This is a genomic window from Methylobacterium sp. M6A4_1b (assembly GCF_053345175.1).
The window spans coordinates 44,472-58,448 of sequence record NZ_JBKEZQ010000010.1; the positions used below are offsets into that span (position 1 = coordinate 44,472).

Consider the following 13,977-nt stretch of genomic DNA (forward strand, 5'->3'; position numbering starts at 1 on the left):
CTCAGCGGTAGCCGGCCGCCTGCAGCTCGAACAGTTCGGCGTAGCGCCCGCCCTGCGCCTGCAGCTCGGCATGGCTGCCCGACTCGATCACGCGTCCGCCGGAGAGCACCAGGATGCGATCCGCCATGCGCACGGTGGAGAAGCGGTGCGAGATCAACACCGCCGTGCGCCCGTGACTCAGCTCGCGGAAACGCTGGAACACCTCGAACTCGGCCCGGGCGTCGAGGGCGGCGGTGGGCTCGTCGAGGATCAGGATCTCGGCCTCGCGCATGTAGGCCCGGGCGATGGCGATCTTCTGCCACTCGCCCCCCGACAGATCCACGCCCTCGGCGAAGCGCTTGCCCAGGGGCTGGTCGTACCCGAGCGGCAGGCGTCCGATGACCCCGTCGGCGAGGCTGCGCCCCGCCGCCCGGGCGACCCGGTCGGCATCGCCGCACGCCTCGATCCGACCCACGGCCACGTTCTCGCGGGCGGTGAAGCTGAAGCGCACGAAATCCTGGAAGATCACGCCGATGCGGCCGCGAAGATCGTCGAGATCGTAGGCGGAGAGAGGCAGGCCGTCGAGGAGCACGCGTCCCTCGGTCGGGTCGTAGAGGCGGGTGAGAAGCTTGACGATGGTCGTCTTGCCCGCACCGTTCTCGCCCACCAGGGCCAGCACCTCGCCGGCCGCGAGGTGGAAGCTCAGGTGTCGCACCGCCCAGGATTCGGTGCCCGGATAACGGAAGCCCACATCCTCGAACACGATCCCGCTCCGGATGGGGCGTGACAGGGGAACGGGGTCCTTCGGCGAGCGGATCGCCGGCACCACGGCGAAGAACGAGAACAGGTCGTCGAGATACTGCGCCTGCGAGGCGATCTGCGAGAAGCCGAGCAGCAGGCCCTCGATCAGGCCGCGCAGGCGCTGGAAGGAGCCCGCCAGGAAGGCGAGGTCGCCGATGGAGAACTGGCCCGCGGCGGTGCGCCAGACGATGGTGGCGTAGGCGAGGTAGTAGGCCAGCGTGCCGAGAGCCGCGAAGGCGCCGCCCCAGCCGGCCCGGCGCAGGGCCAGGGCGCGGTTGTCGGCCACGATCCTGGCCGCGAGCCCGCGATAGCGCTCGGCGATGTAGCCGTTCAGCCCGAACAGCTTGACCTCCTTGGCGGATTCGACGCTGGCGCCGAGGAAGCGCAGATAGTCGATCTCGCGTCGCTCCGGCGTCCGGGTCCAGGCGAGCCGGTAGCCCTCGCGGTTGAAGTAGGTCTCGTTGAGAAAGGCCGGCACCAGGGCCGCCACGAGGAGCAGGATCAGCCAGGGCGCGAAGGCCACGAGGCCGAGGGCGAAGGCCACCAGGGTGATGAGGTCCTGCCCCTGGCCGAAGAGCTGGAACAGGAGGTTGGAGCGGCCCGTAACCTGACGCCGCGCCCTCTCCAGGCGGTCCTGCTGCGCGCTGTCCTCGAACTGCTCGAGGTCGAGGTCGGCGGCGTGCCGCATCAGCTTCAGGGTGGCGGCGTTGCCGTAGAGGTCGGCCACGAGACCGTCGACCAAGGTGCTGGCACGGCCGAGGAGGTCGGACAGGATGGCGAGGCCGAACTCCGCCGCCACCAGCAGGGCGAGGTGCCGCAGGGCGGGTTCCGCGAGCCACGCCTCGACCCCGAGGCCGACCGGATGCGGCCGGGCATGCTCGGCCACGATCGCGTCGAGGATGAGCTTGGCGAGGTAGAGCATCAGGACCGGCAGGCTCGCCCGCGCGAGGCGCAGCCCGAGGCTCGCCACGAGAAGGCGCGGACTGGCGGCATAGACGAGGCGGGCCAGGGCCGGCAGGTGACGCAGGGCGCCGAGGCGCGCGGATAGGGCCGTCAGGGGGGAGAGGCGGTCGGGCATCGGCCGGGACCATGACCGGGACCGGCATCCCCGTCGATGCCGCAGACGCCGCACCTGCGCGGTCGCGCAGATGTCAGTGGGCGACCGGCCGAAGTGTTCAAGCTCTTGAGGACAGCCGATTCGACGGCGAGACTTCACTTTATCGCCTATGTTAGGCGTCCATCATGTCCACAGGCGCGAGGCCGCCCTCAATGCTCAGCGGTTCAGCGGTCCTGCGGGTCGGCGTTCTCATCGTGGTGGCGGCCATCCTCGCCGTGATCGTCCAGGTCCTGCGTCCGCACGACGGCGGACCGGCGGACGCCCCCGCCGTCCGGACGGCCCCCGAGACCGGAAGGGCCGGAACCCAGGCGGCGATGCCGCCGGCCGTCACGCGCCCGGTCTCTCCGGTGGCGCCGCAGCCGAGCCCTGCTCCGGCCCCACAGGCCGCCATCCCCCCCGCCGTGCCTTCGCCGACCGTGTCTTCGCCGACCGTGCCTTCGCCTTCCCCGAACGTGCCCCTGCCGCCAAGCCTTTCGGCGGCGACCCAGACGCCCCCGCCCCCTGACCGGAGCTTCGTCGATGCGGCTCGCCCAGCGGCCCCGTCGGTCGGCGAGCGGGACATCGACAACGCCGCCGAAACCGCCGGTCCGCGCGGCGTCGCGATCGTCGACCTCAATACCGGGAGCGTCGCCGAATTGAACGGCCTGCGGGGCGGCGGCATGATCGGGCGGGCCATCGCTCAGAAGCGCCCCTACGCATCCGTCGGCGAGCTCCTGTCGAAGCGCGTCCTCAGCCGGGCGGTCTACGAGCGGATCAAGGATCAGGTCACGGTGCGCTGAAGCCCGTTTCGGGTAGCGCGGCGCGCGCCGCCTGCCTAAGATGCGGCTCCGGGAAGCCGGAAAGTCGCTTCGATCACCAGGAACGAGCCATGTTTGCGCAAGCCGGGGGCGTTACCTTTCGCGAGGATCTCGGCGTCGAGGAGACCACCGAGACCGACAACATCGTCCGATGGGACGGCGAGAAGCTCTACGTGGAGCACGACATCTACCACAACGGCCAGCTGGTCCACCGCAAGTACCGCAAGAACGTCAGCGAGGCGGTGGCCCGGGCACTGCAGGCTCTGATCAACCGGTCGCAGCAATAGGGTCTCCGGTCCGGTGCCCTGCGCGGCCGGACCGATTCCGTCGATCCCTACTTCCCGATCCAGTCGTGGCCGGCCACCACCGCCTCGACCGGGCGCGTCCAGGTGCCGGGCTGGTCGGTGGCCCCGGTTCCGAGGGCGCACTGAACCATGACGCTGTCGCTCCAGCGCCCGTACTTGTAGCCCACCGCCGGCAGCAGCCCGACGCGCACGAAGCCGCAGGCCTCGTGGAGGCGTAAACTGGCCTCGTTCCGCGCGTCGATGTAGCCGATCATCTGACGGTAGCCGCCCGCCGCGCAGGCCTCGATCAGCGCCGGCAGCAGACGCCGGCCGATGCCCGCATGCAGGTGCTCGTGATGGACGTAGATCGAGTGCTTCAGGGTGTAGCGGTAGGCCGGGCGCTTGCGGAACGGCACCGCGTAGGCGTAGCCCGCCACGATGCCGTCGCGATCCGCCACGAGGTGCGGCAGGCGCTTCTTGCGCATGGCTTTCCGCCGCTTCTTCAGGTCGTCGGGATGGAGCGGGTCCGCTTCGAAATCCCCGACATCGCCGACGCCGCGCCGGATGTGATGGGCGTAGATGTCGACCATGTCCGGCACGTCGGCATCCGACGAGGGCCGGATGACGAGGTCGGGGTCGCTCTCGGACGAGCCCGCCATCAGCGTGCCTCGCGCAGGACGCGGGGCTCTCGCATGACATAGGTGTAGAACCGGATGGTCCCGTCCGGATCGACATCACGGAACACGCCCTGGATCTCGGCTTCGAAGCCCGGGAACAGGTTCGCGGAGCGCTCGAACATCTTGAAGTAGTCCAGCATGGGTTTGGCCCGCTCGTCCAATCGCTCGCCCGGAAGCACCGTGCCGATGCCCGGCGGGTAGACCAGAAGCAAGGTCGTCGCCACGCGCCCCTCGGCCTCCGCGATCGGCACGTAATCGACGTTGTTGCGGGTGAGTTGCTGCACCGCCTCCTTGGGGGTCATCACCATCTCGGGCAGGTGCCCCGGCTCGAACTGCTTGCGCTGGAGCGTGCTGGTGCCGTGCTCGCGGTGGAAGGCATGGAAGTCGGCGCAGAGGTCGCGCAGGCGCACGCCCTTGTAGCGATTGGGCCGGCGCCGCACGAACTCCGGCATCGCCTCCTCCAGGGGCACGTTGTCGTCGTGCAGGCGCTTGAAGGCCACGAGGCCGGAGATCAGCGTGCCGGCCTTGGAGGACTCGACGCCCGGCGTCAGCAGGAAGAGCAGCGAATTGAGGTCGTTCTTCTCCGGCACGATGCGGTTTTCGCGCAGGTACTGCGCCACGATGGGCGCCGGCACGCCGTGCTCGGCATACTCGCCCGTGTGCCGGTTGAAGCCGGGGGTGAGCACGGTGAGCTTGTTGGGGTCCGTCATGGCGTAGTCGGGCGCCACGTGCGTGAAGCCGTGCCAGTCGGCCCCCGGCGTCAGCTCCCAGTACTTCGCGTTGCCGGCGAGCTCGTCGGTGGAGAGGCTCTCCCACGGCACCTTGCCGTCGGGTCCCTTGACCGTGTCCGGCACGAAGGGGTCGAAGAACCAGCGCCGCAGGGGATCGCCCTCCTTCTCCTCGAACTCGCGGCGGATGGCGCGGACCTTCTTGCGCCACTCGATGCCCAGACGAATGGTGTCGTCCCACAGCACGACGCCGGAGCGGCCCTTCATCATCTGGGCGCCGACGTCGAGGGAGGCGAACAGGGGATAGAACGGCGAGGTCGAGGCGTGGACCAGGAAGGTCTCGTTGAAGCGCCGGTGCTCGATGCGCCGGGTCTGGCCGCGGATATGGCTGTCCTTGGTGTGGATCTGCGAGGCCTGGGAGAAGCTCGCAAGCTGCTTGTGGGTCGACTGGGTGGCGATGATGCCGGGCGAGGTCTCGTCGAGACCTTTGAGCCCCATGGCGAAGCGGCCGGCGAAGAGCGGGTGGAACTTCATGAAGCCCGCCCAGGCCTCGTCGAAGAGGATGTAGTCGCAAAGATGCCCGATCTTATCGAGAATCATCTGTGCGTTGTAGATCGTGCCGTCGTAGGTGCACTGCTCGACCACCGCGACGCGGAACGGGCGCTCGCGCCGCCAGGCCTCCTTGTCGGTGATCAGCGGATTGTCGCGGATCTTCTGGCGGATGACGGTCTCGTCGAGGGCCTCGTGGTACATCGGGCCGATCAGACCGTAGGCGTTGCGGTCGGTTTCCAGGAAGACGGGAATCGCTCCGCCGAGGAACAGTGCGCCGTGATGCGCGGCCTTGTGGTTGTTTCGGTCGAACAGCACGAGGTCGCCCTCGGCCACCAGGGCCGAGAGCACGATCTTGTTGGAGGCCGAGGTGCCGTTGAGGACGAAGTAGGTCTTCTCCGCCCCGAAGATGACGGCCGCCTCCTTCTGCGCCTTCAGGGCCGGGCCCTCGTGGACGAGGAGGTCGCCGAGATCGAGCACCGAGTTGTCGAGGTCGTCGCGGAACACCGCCTCACCGAGATGCTCGACGAAGATGCGCCCGATCGGCGAACGGTTGTAGAAGATGCCGCCGTTGTGGCCGGGGCAGGTCCAGAGCTGGTTGCCCTGCTCGGCATAGTCGACCAGCGCGCCGAAGAACGGCGTCTTCAGGGTCTCGGCGTACTGCTTCACGCGGCTCACCAAGCCGCGGGCGATGTAGTCCGGGGTCTCCTCGGCGAGGAAGATGTAGCCGTCGATGAAGTCCAGCACCTCGACGGGGATGTCCTCCAGGCGCTTGCGGCGAACCATGATGACGATGGGCATCTCCAGCCCGCGCTTGCGCATCAGGTTGATGAGGGCCGCCGCCTTGCCGTCGAGGCCGCGCTTGCCCCAATCCACCACCATGCAGCCGATGGCCGAATCTGTCTGGACCGCGATGGCCGCGTCCTCGACGCGCCGGGCCCGCACCACCTCGAAGCCGAGCTTCTCCACGGAGCCGATGATCTGCTGGACGCGCACGCCCTCGAGATCGTCCGGGTCGAAGTTCGGCGCGCACATCAGGACGGTGAAGCGGCGAAAGAAATCCATGCGGAAAAGGCTCCCAGGGGCGTTTGGCGCACCGTTCGCGACGGGACGTGACGCTTCGATGACGATCTTGCGGCGGTCGCGGTGTTTTCAGGCCTCGCGCGGCACGACGGAGAGCCGACTTACGATCAGGCGCGGCGTTTGACGAGCCCAAGGCGGCGGATCACGCCGTAGACCGCCACGGCCGCCACCGCACAGATGACCAGGGCGAGGAACGAGCCGTTCTCGAAATCGCCGAGGAAGAGCCCCTTGGTGTTCATGCCGAACACACCGGTCACCAGGGTCGGCGGCAGGAACAGGGCGGTGAGGATCGAGAGGGTGAAGAGCTGGCGGTTGGTCTCGGCCGCGTTTCGCCCGGCGATCTCGTCCTGCAGCAGGCGGCTGCGCTCGGACAGGACAAGCATGTCGCGGTGAAGCGAGTCGAGGCGCTGGACCACGCGGGCGGCCATGGTCACCACCGCCTCCGGCAGGGCGTCGTCCTCTTCCTCGGTCTCCGCCTCGAGGCGGTGAAAGACCGCGCTGAGGCCGGCGAGTTGACGGTGCTGGCGCACGGCCTGCCGGCGGATCGGCGCCAGGGGCCTGGGATCGTCGGGCTGATCCTCGTCGAGTATCCGGTCCTCGATGGCATCGAGTTCGTCCGAGAAGCGGCGGGCCGAGGCGTCGAGGGCGGCGGCGACCCCGGTGACGAAGATCTCGAGCAGCGCCGCCGGTGTGGCCACGCGCCGCCCGGCCAGCACCGCGTCGCGGGCGGCTTCCGCTGCGGCGGTCGCGTGCCGTCGCCCGCTCACGAGGAGGCGCTCGCCCAGCACGCAGTGCAGGCGCCCGGCCGGTTCATCCCCGATCCGGCCACCGAATTCGCGCTCCCGATCGGCGATCACGAGGCCGAGATCGGCGCCCTCGATCACCACGCGCTGATGCCCGTCGCGGGCGAAGGTGGCGGCGGCGAGAGTGGGCGGGCCGAGCCGCCCGGCGGCGATCAGCCCGTCGAGGCGTGCATCGACGAGGTCGAGATGCAGCCAGAGGAATCCCTCGGCGACGGGCTCGGGCAGGCCGCCAGCCGCCTCCAGCAGGCGCCCGCGCCCCTCGGCGTCGAACGTTATCGCGAAGAGCAGGCACGGTAGGGCGGTGGCGTCGGTAAGGAGGCGCTGCATGCGGGCGGCCCTGTTGCCGGCAAACCGCCGACGGTCGCCGCGCTGGATCGCAAGTGCGGGCGACACTGTCATGACGGTGGCCGGCACGGGAGACGAGGAGGCGACCGCCCGCCTTCTGGTCTCGCGACAAAGCAGGCGACGGGAGCAATGCCGCCGTGGGCGTTCCGTCCGCGGCGCGCAGCAGTGGATGCCGCCACTTCCCCCGCGACAAGCGGCCCGGCATCGGGCTTGCTCCGCGTGAGCCAAAACAGCGGGGCGGCATGGTCGAGAAGCTTTTCCACGCGGGCGCGAGCCTAGCCCTGCTGCTGGCCGTCGCGGTGCTCTTCTCGACGAATCGGCGGGCGATCTCGCCTCGGGTGGTGCTCTCGGCCCTGGCGCTGCAGGTGGCGCTCGGCGCCCTGGTGCTGTTCATCCCGGCGGGCCGCGTGGGCCTGGCCGCGGCGGCCGCCTTCGTCCAGACCGTGCTGAACTACGGCGACCGGGGCACCGCCTTCCTGTTCGGCGGCCTCGTCGAGCCGCGCATGTTCGAACTGTTCGGCGGCAGCGGCTTCATCCTGGCGCTCCGCATCCTGCCGCAGATCCTCTACGTCTCGGCGCTGATCGCGGTGCTCTACCATTTCGGCGTGATGCAGGCGGCGGCGCGGGCCATCGGCGCTGTGCTGCAGCGGGTGATCGGCACGTCGCGGATCGAGACCTTCTCGGCGGTGATCACCATCGCCATCGGCCAGAGCGAGATCGCCATCGCCCTGCGTCCGTTCCTGATGGCCCTGACCTCGGCCGAGCTGTTCGCCGTGATGTCGAGCGGGGCCGCGTCCACGGCGGGCACGATTCTCGCCGGCTACGCGGCCCTCGGCGTACCGATGGAATACCTCCTGGCGGCCAGCGCCATGGCGGTGCCGGGCGGGCTGCTCTTCGCGAAGATCCTCGTGCCGACGACGGAACCGAGCCGGGTCATCTCCACGCGGGTCACCTTCGCGGAGACGCGGGCGGTCAACGTCATCGAGGCGGCGGCCGACGGCACCCAGAAGGGGCTGGCCGTGGCGGTGTCGGTCGGGGCGATGCTGATCGCATTCACGGGCCTGATCGCCCTTCTGAACGGGCTCACGGGCTGGGCCGGGGGTCTCGCCGGCCATCCCGCCCTGAGCCTGGAAGGCATCCTCGGAACGGTGTTCGCGCCCCTGGCCTGGCTGATGGGCGTGCCCTGGGAGCAGGCCGGCCTCGTCGGCGGGGCACTGGGTCAGAAGATCGCCTTCAACGAGTTCCTGGCCTACGCGCAGCTCTCGCCGGTCCTGAAGGGCGGCACCCTGGACCCGCGGACGGCCGCGATCCTGTGCTTCGCGCTCTGCGGCTTCGCCAACCTGACCTCGGTGGCGATCCAGCTCGCAAGCTTGGCGAGCCTCGCGCCGGAGCGCAGGGCGGAGATCGCCCGGTTCGGCCTGCGCGCGATCCTGGCCGGCACCCTGTCCAACCTGACGAGCGCGACGCTCGCCGGGTTGTTCATCGGTGCCTGACGGCTGTGCCGGCCGGAATTGGCGTGGGGAGGCTCATGCGGCGGCGAGCTTCGCCGCCTTGACCTTCGCTGGACCGGCCTTGGTGATGGCCGTGAGCGGCAGCTCGATGTCGATGTCGAGGGTCGACATGTCCTGGCCGCGGTCGAGGCGGATCTGGACCTTGTCGCTGTTGACCTCGACGTGCTTGGCGATGACCGCGAGGATTTCCTCGCGCAGCACCATCACGAGATCGGAGCCGCCGACCCCCGCCCGTTCATGGGCGAGGATGAGCTGCAGGCGGTCGCGGGCGACCGGCGCCGAACCGCGCCGGTTGAACATGTTGAGGAGGCTCATGCTGCCCTCCGGGTGAAGAGTTTGTCGAGGAAGGACTTCTTGTCGGTGGGGACCGACATCGGAACCGCATCGCCGTTGAGGCGGCGCACGGCGTCGGTATAGGCGCGGGCCGGGGCGCAGAGCGGGTTGTTCAGGGTCACCGGGCAGCCGACGTTGGAGGCGCGCAGGACCTCCATGCTCTCCGGGATGATGGCGAGCAGCGGGATCGAAAGGATCTCGAGCACGTCCTCGATCTTGAGCATGTCGCCGCGATCGGCCCGGGCAGGGTCGTAGCGGGTGAGGATGAGGTGCTTCTCCATGGTCTCGCCGCGCTCGGCCTTGAGGGTCTTGGAGTCGAGCAGGCCGATGATCCGGTCGGAATCGCGCACCGAGGAGACCTCGGGGTTGGTCACCACCACGGCGACGTCGGCGTGACGCATGGCCAGCGTGGCGCCGCGCTCGATGCCGGCGGGCGAGTCGCAGATCACCCAGTCGAACTTCTCGCGAAGCTCGTCCATGACGCGGGCGACGCCCTCGTCGGTGAGCGCATCCTTGTCGCGGGTCTGCGAGGCGGGCAACAGGTGGAGCTTCTCGAGGCGCTTGTCGCGGATGAGGGCCTGGTTGAGCTTGGCGTCGCCGTTGACCACGTTGATGAGGTCGTAGACGACGCGCCGCTCGGCGCCCATCACGAGGTCGAGGTTGCGCAGGCCGACGTCGAAGTCGACCACCGCCACGCTCTTGCCGGCCTGCGCGAGCGCCGCGCCGAGGGCTGCGGTCGTCGTCGTCTTGCCGACGCCGCCCTTGCCTGATGTCACGACCAGAACTTTGGCCATATGAGCTGTCTCCTCAATCCAAGGATGCGAATTTGATGGCGCCGCCATCGAGCCAGATTTGCACGGCTTTGCCGCGCAGGTGGTTGCCCATCTCCTCGGCCGTGCGGACGAGGCGGTCGATGCCGAGAAGCTCGGGCTCGAACTTGCGGCAGCAGATGCGGGCGCGGGGGTTGCGGGCGGCGCCGGCGATGGCCCGGCCGCGCAGAGCGCCGTAGACGTGGATGGAACCGCCGGCGAGGATCTCCGCGCCGGAGGAGACCGACCCCATGACGGTGACGTCGCCGGTGGGGTGGACGATGGATTGCCCGGACCGGACCGACCCCTCGATGGTGAGGGAGGTCGTGGCCGGCTCGGGCGGCGCCGGGGGCACCTCGGGCTCCGGCTCCGGCTGGGCCGGGATCTCGATCGTGCTCGAGGGCCGTCCCTGGACGAGGAGCGGCGGGCGCCCGGGTCCGAGGAGCGGCAGGTCCGTGCCCTCGATGCCGAGGATGCGGATCTGCCGGCTGCCGAGTTCGGCGAGCAGGCCGTCGAGGTCCGGCGCGGCGGGCGCCAGGCCCGCCACGTCGAGGATCAGGGCGCGCCCGTCGAACAGAGTCGGCGAGCGCTTGAGCGCTTCGTCCAGATCGGCGAACCAATCGGGAAGCGGAGTCTCCGGGGCCAGCACCAAGGACTTGAAGGCGCGGCCGCGAAGCTGAACGGGTCTGCGGGGAGGGCTTGTGTCAGTCACGGGCTCTCGCGATTCCTTACCAGACCATTGATGCCCGGTATGGTTACCGCTTCGTTAACAACCCGTGTTCAAAGGATTAAAGGCGCACATTTTCCTCTGATCCGGTGATCCAGGGACGCTTCGGGTCCACCAAACGCAGCGCCCCCGGACGGGGCGCGCGACGGCCTCGGCCTGTCGCGCGCCCCGTCCGAGGGCGGGTTCGTTCCGCAGGGTCGCCGGCCCTCACCGCGTGGTGGGCAGGAGCCAGTTCGGCAGCCACATGGCGATGCCGGGCACGAGGCAGAGGATCAGGATCGCCACCGCCATCAGGATCACGAAGGGCAGCGTGCCCCAGATGATGTCCTTCAGCGGGATGTCGGGGGCGATGTTCTTGATGACGAAGATGTTGAGGCCCACCGGCGGGTGGATCAGGCCCATCTCCATGGTGATGGTCATCACGACGCCGAACCAGACGAGGTCGAACCCGGCGGTCTTGAGCGGCGGCAGGATGATCGGCGCCGTCATCAGGATGATCGAGACCGGCGGCAGGAAGAAACCGAGCAGGATCACGAGGCCGAGGATCGTCACCAGCAGCACCCAGGGCGAGAGCTGCATCGCCACGATGGCGGCCGCCGCCGATTGCGAGATGTGCAGGTAGCTCATCACGTAGGCGTAGAGGAGCGACATGCCGATGATGAGCATCAGCATGGTCGATTCCCGTAGGGTCGCGGTCAGGATCGGGCTGACGTCGCGCGGCCGCCAGACGCCATAGATGACCGCGATCAGACCCAGCGCCAGGAGGCCGCCGAGGCCCGCCGTCTCGGACGGGGTGGCGTAGCCGCCGTAGAGCGCCACCATCACGCCGGTCAGCAGGATGACGAAGGGCAGCACCCGCGGCAGCGTCGAGAAGCGCTGGCGCATGCTGTAGGTGTCCTCCGCCAGGATGGCGGAAGGCGTGCCGTGGCGCTCGTAGGCCACCTTGGCGGCGGCGTATTCCGAGCGGAAGCGGTAGACCGACCACGTCGCGAACAGGCCGACCAGCAGCAGACCCGGCCCGATGCCGGCCAGGAACAGGCGGCCCAGCGACTGCTCGGCCGCCACCGCGTAGAGGATCATGGTGATCGAGGGCGGCAGCAGGATGCCGAGGGTGCCGCCCGCCGCGATGATGCCGGCGGCGAATCCCGGCGAGTAGCCGCGCTTGCGCATTTCCGGGATGCCGGCCGAACCGATGGCCGAGCAGGTCGCCGGGCTCGAGCCCGCCATGGCGGCGAAGAGCGCGCAGGCGAAGACGTTGGCGATGCCGAGACCGCCGGGGATGCGGTGCATCCAGGCATGCATGGCCGAGTAGAGGTCCTGGCCGGCCTTGGACCGCCCGATCGCCGCGCCCTTCAGGATGAAGAGGGGGATCGACAGCAGGGTGATCGAGGCCATCTCCTCGTAGACGTTCTGCGCCACCGTATCGAGGGAGGCGCCGGGCATGAAGACGTACATGAAGGCCAGGGCGACGAAGCCCAGGGCGAAGGCGATGGGGATGCCGGCGAGCATCGCGCTCAGGGTTGCGCCCGCGTAGAGGAAGCCGATGGCCGCGACGCTCATGGGTGCCTCCCGGTGACCTTCGTGTCCGGCACGGTGTTGGCGAGGGGATCGGCCAGGGGCCGGGTGCCTTCCGGCGTGAGGCCGGCGCGCGCCGGCGTGTCGCGGTTCAGATCGGCCCCGAGGCCGATCTTCGGGTTCGCCCAGCCGGCCTTCTCGGCGCCGTAGAGGATCTCCTCGGCGATCTGCAGGGCGAACTGGATGCCGAGCAGGGTCATGCCGATCGCCATCAGGACATAGGGGATCCAGAGCGGCGGCCCCCAGCTCGACTGCGAGACCTGGCCGTCGACCCAGGCCTCGTGGAGCAGGGTCCAGCTCTTCCAGGCGAAGAACGCCACGAAGACGAAGCTGATGACGTCCGCCATCAGCAGGCGGGCGCGGTTGACGCGCGGCGAGAGCAGGCCGGTGAGGGCCTCGATCGCCACGTGGCCGCGCTTGGCCTGCACGGCCGCGGCCGAGAAGAAGGTGGCGCCGACGATGAGGAACACCGCCATCTCGTCCTGCCAGTCGGTGGGCTCGTGCAGGACGTAGCGGATCACGACGCTGTAGCTGAGCACCAGGCAGGCGCAGACGAGGGCGATGCCCCCCAGCAGCATGATGACCTGGTTGACCCCCTTCAGGGCCCGGTCGATGGTGCCGAGGAGCCCCGGAACCCGGGGCTCGGACACGGCGTGCGTCTCGGCGGCGGCCGAAGCCGCGTCGAAAGCGTGGCTCACGACACCTGCTCCGCCAGCTTGAGGAGCTCGGCGCAGCCGGCGGACTTGCCCGCGAAGTCCTTCCAGGCCGTGTCCCGTGCGATGTCGCGCCACTGGCCCAGAGTCTTCTCGTCGAGGTTCTGGACCTTGGCGCCGGCCTTGGAAAAGATCTCCTCAACCTTGGTGTCGTCCGCCTTGGCGCCGGCCTGCCCGAACGGCTCGAGCTCGGCGCCGATGGCCATGATGAGGTCCTGCTGGTCCTTGGGAAGGCGCTCGAAGGCGAGCTTCGACATCATGAGCGGCTCGAGCATGAACCAGTAGGAGCGCTCGCGACCCGAGGTCAGGGCCTTGCCGAGTTCCTCCAGGCGGAACGAGATCAGGCTGGTGGACGAGGTGATGACCGCATCGCAGGCGCCCGTCTGCATGGCGGCGTAGGATTCGCTGGAGGGAATCGACAGGGTCGCTGCGCCGGCCTGCTTCATCATCAGGTCCATCTCGCGCGACCCGCCCCGGACCTTGAGGCCCTTCGCGTCGGCCGGCGCGTAGAGGGGACGCTCGCGGCTGGCGACGCCGCCGGCCTGCCAGACCCAGGAGACGAGGATGATGCCCTTGGAATCCAGGATCTCGGTGAGCTTTCGGCCCACCGGCGCCTTCTTCCAGGCGATGGCCTGCTCGTAGGAGCTCACCAGCGCCGGCATCAGGCCGATGTTCAGCTCCGGCACCTCGCCGCCGGCGTAGGGCGAGGGGTAGAGCGACAGGTCGAGGGCGCCCTTGCGCATGGCCGCGAACTGGGCGTTCGTCTTCATCAGCGACGAGCCGGGATAGACCTGTACTTCCAGGGCGCCCTTCGAACGCTCGGCCAGCGCCATCGCGAACTTGCGGCACATGCGGTCGCGGAAATCACCCTCGTCGATGGTGCCGCCGGGAAATTGGTGCGAGAGCTTCAGGGTGGTGGCGGCCCGGGCGCGCGAGCCCAGGGACAGGATGGCGGGGGCGGCGAGGCCGCCGGCGACGAGGGCACGGCGTGTCAGCATCATGGCGTGTCTCTCCCTGGGCCGGTGCCCGGCCGCATCGTTTTGCGGCGCACCATTTATACTGCGCTGCCGTTTCGATATACATGAGACGACGTCTTGTATATTTTGTCAATGCGATCGAATAATAGTGGACGCCTGATTTTTGCGA

General features: G+C 69.0%; 13 protein-coding genes. 3 read left to right on the top strand and 10 right to left on the bottom strand.

Translation table 11 applies throughout. From position 1 onward, the window contains the following. Nucleotide 1 precedes the first annotated feature (1 nt). Nucleotides 2–1,858, bottom strand: a complete 1,857-nt coding sequence (locus ACLBWX_RS12035; RefSeq protein WP_447677298.1) for an ABC transporter ATP-binding protein — start codon at nucleotides 1,856–1,858, stop codon at nucleotides 2–4. Nucleotides 1,859–2,049: 191 nt separating this feature from the next. Here ACLBWX_RS12035 and ACLBWX_RS12040 point away from each other — a divergent pair, with 191 nt between their 5' ends. Both ACLBWX_RS12040 and ACLBWX_RS12045 read left to right on the top strand, forming a co-directional pair. Beyond that, a complete protein-coding gene (locus ACLBWX_RS12040) occupies nucleotides 2,050–2,676 on the top strand; it encodes a helix-hairpin-helix domain-containing protein (RefSeq protein ID WP_447677299.1) in 627 nt (208 codons plus the stop codon). 89 nt (nucleotides 2,677–2,765) lie between these two features. Next, nucleotides 2,766–2,981, top strand: coding sequence for a hypothetical protein (locus ACLBWX_RS12045; protein WP_447677300.1), 216 nt, complete (start codon nucleotides 2,766–2,768; stop codon nucleotides 2,979–2,981). Nucleotides 2,982–3,028: 47 nt separating this feature from the next. Here ACLBWX_RS12045 and ACLBWX_RS12050 read toward each other — a convergent pair whose 3' ends face one another. The 3 genes from ACLBWX_RS12050 to ACLBWX_RS12060 form a co-directional block, all read right to left on the bottom strand. Continuing rightward, nucleotides 3,029–3,637, bottom strand: a complete 609-nt coding sequence (locus tag ACLBWX_RS12050; RefSeq protein WP_447677301.1) for an N-acetyltransferase family protein — start codon at nucleotides 3,635–3,637, stop codon at nucleotides 3,029–3,031. Beyond that, complete coding sequence (locus tag ACLBWX_RS12055) at nucleotides 3,637–5,997, bottom strand: Orn/Lys/Arg family decarboxylase (protein WP_447677302.1); 2,361 nt, start codon at nucleotides 5,995–5,997, stop codon at nucleotides 3,637–3,639. Before ACLBWX_RS12055 ends, ACLBWX_RS12050 begins: the two co-directional genes overlap by 1 nt. Before the next feature lie 125 nt (nucleotides 5,998–6,122). Beyond that, entirely contained in the window at nucleotides 6,123–7,145 is a 1,023-nt protein-coding gene (locus ACLBWX_RS12060) for a CorA family divalent cation transporter (RefSeq protein ID WP_447677303.1), read from the bottom strand. Nucleotides 7,146–7,405: 260 nt separating this feature from the next. On the opposite strand from ACLBWX_RS12060, the gene ACLBWX_RS12065 reads away from it, so the two are divergent. Beyond that, nucleotides 7,406–8,656 carry a NupC/NupG family nucleoside CNT transporter gene (locus ACLBWX_RS12065; protein WP_447677304.1) on the top strand — a complete coding sequence of 417 codons (1,251 nt, stop codon included), beginning with the start codon at nucleotides 7,406–7,408 and terminating at the stop codon, nucleotides 8,654–8,656. A 33-nt stretch (nucleotides 8,657–8,689) separates the two neighbouring features. Here ACLBWX_RS12065 and minE read toward each other — a convergent pair whose 3' ends face one another. The 6 genes from minE to dctP all read right to left on the bottom strand — a co-directional run bounded on the left by minE (nucleotide 8,690) and on the right by dctP (nucleotide 13,832). Further along, nucleotides 8,690–8,989 carry a cell division topological specificity factor MinE gene (minE, locus tag ACLBWX_RS12070; RefSeq protein ID WP_056471360.1) on the bottom strand — a complete coding sequence of 100 codons (300 nt, stop codon included), beginning with the start codon at nucleotides 8,987–8,989 and terminating at the stop codon, nucleotides 8,690–8,692. Next, nucleotides 8,986–9,801 carry a septum site-determining protein MinD gene (gene minD / locus ACLBWX_RS12075; RefSeq protein ID WP_056178720.1) on the bottom strand — a complete coding sequence of 272 codons (816 nt, stop codon included), beginning with the start codon at nucleotides 9,799–9,801 and terminating at the stop codon, nucleotides 8,986–8,988. Before minD ends, minE begins: the two co-directional genes overlap by 4 nt. A 13-nt stretch (nucleotides 9,802–9,814) precedes the next feature. Then, nucleotides 9,815–10,528 carry a septum site-determining protein MinC gene (gene minC / locus ACLBWX_RS12080; protein ID WP_447677305.1) on the bottom strand — a complete coding sequence of 238 codons (714 nt, stop codon included), beginning with the start codon at nucleotides 10,526–10,528 and terminating at the stop codon, nucleotides 9,815–9,817. Nucleotides 10,529–10,750: 222 nt separating this feature from the next. Next, the gene (locus tag ACLBWX_RS12085) at nucleotides 10,751–12,103 is read right to left on the bottom strand and encodes a TRAP transporter large permease (protein WP_447677306.1); all 1,353 of its coding nucleotides are present in this window, start codon (nucleotides 12,101–12,103) and stop codon (nucleotides 10,751–10,753) included. Further along, entirely contained in the window at nucleotides 12,100–12,816 is a 717-nt protein-coding gene (locus tag ACLBWX_RS12090) for a TRAP transporter small permease (protein WP_447677307.1), read from the bottom strand. Before ACLBWX_RS12090 ends, ACLBWX_RS12085 begins: the two co-directional genes overlap by 4 nt. Then, nucleotides 12,813–13,832, bottom strand: a complete 1,020-nt coding sequence (gene dctP, locus ACLBWX_RS12095; protein ID WP_447677308.1) for a TRAP transporter substrate-binding protein DctP — start codon at nucleotides 13,830–13,832, stop codon at nucleotides 12,813–12,815. The genes ACLBWX_RS12090 and dctP overlap by 4 nt, the downstream gene beginning before the upstream one ends. Nucleotides 13,833–13,977 lie beyond the last annotated feature (145 nt).

Excerpts from the sequence above, each read along its gene's own strand:
- ACLBWX_RS12035 (WP_447677298.1), bottom strand. The coding sequence starts at position 1,858 with ATGCCCGACCGCCTCTCCCCCCTGACGGCCCTATCCGCGCGCCTCGGC.
- ACLBWX_RS12040 (WP_447677299.1), top strand. The coding sequence starts at position 2,050 with ATGCTCAGCGGTTCAGCGGTCCTGCGGGTCGGCGTTCTCATCGTGGTG.
- ACLBWX_RS12045 (WP_447677300.1), top strand. The coding sequence starts at position 2,766 with ATGTTTGCGCAAGCCGGGGGCGTTACCTTTCGCGAGGATCTCGGCGTC.
- ACLBWX_RS12050 (WP_447677301.1), bottom strand. The coding sequence starts at position 3,637 with ATGGCGGGCTCGTCCGAGAGCGACCCCGACCTCGTCATCCGGCCCTCG.
- ACLBWX_RS12055 (WP_447677302.1), bottom strand. The coding sequence starts at position 5,997 with ATGGATTTCTTTCGCCGCTTCACCGTCCTGATGTGCGCGCCGAACTTC.
- ACLBWX_RS12060 (WP_447677303.1), bottom strand. The coding sequence starts at position 7,145 with ATGCAGCGCCTCCTTACCGACGCCACCGCCCTACCGTGCCTGCTCTTC.
- ACLBWX_RS12065 (WP_447677304.1), top strand. The coding sequence starts at position 7,406 with ATGGTCGAGAAGCTTTTCCACGCGGGCGCGAGCCTAGCCCTGCTGCTG.
- minE (WP_056471360.1), bottom strand. The coding sequence starts at position 8,989 with ATGAGCCTCCTCAACATGTTCAACCGGCGCGGTTCGGCGCCGGTCGCC.
- minD (WP_056178720.1), bottom strand. The coding sequence starts at position 9,801 with ATGGCCAAAGTTCTGGTCGTGACATCAGGCAAGGGCGGCGTCGGCAAG.
- ACLBWX_RS12085 (WP_447677306.1), bottom strand. The coding sequence starts at position 12,103 with ATGAGCGTCGCGGCCATCGGCTTCCTCTACGCGGGCGCAACCCTGAGC.
- dctP (WP_447677308.1), bottom strand. The coding sequence starts at position 13,832 with ATGATGCTGACACGCCGTGCCCTCGTCGCCGGCGGCCTCGCCGCCCCC.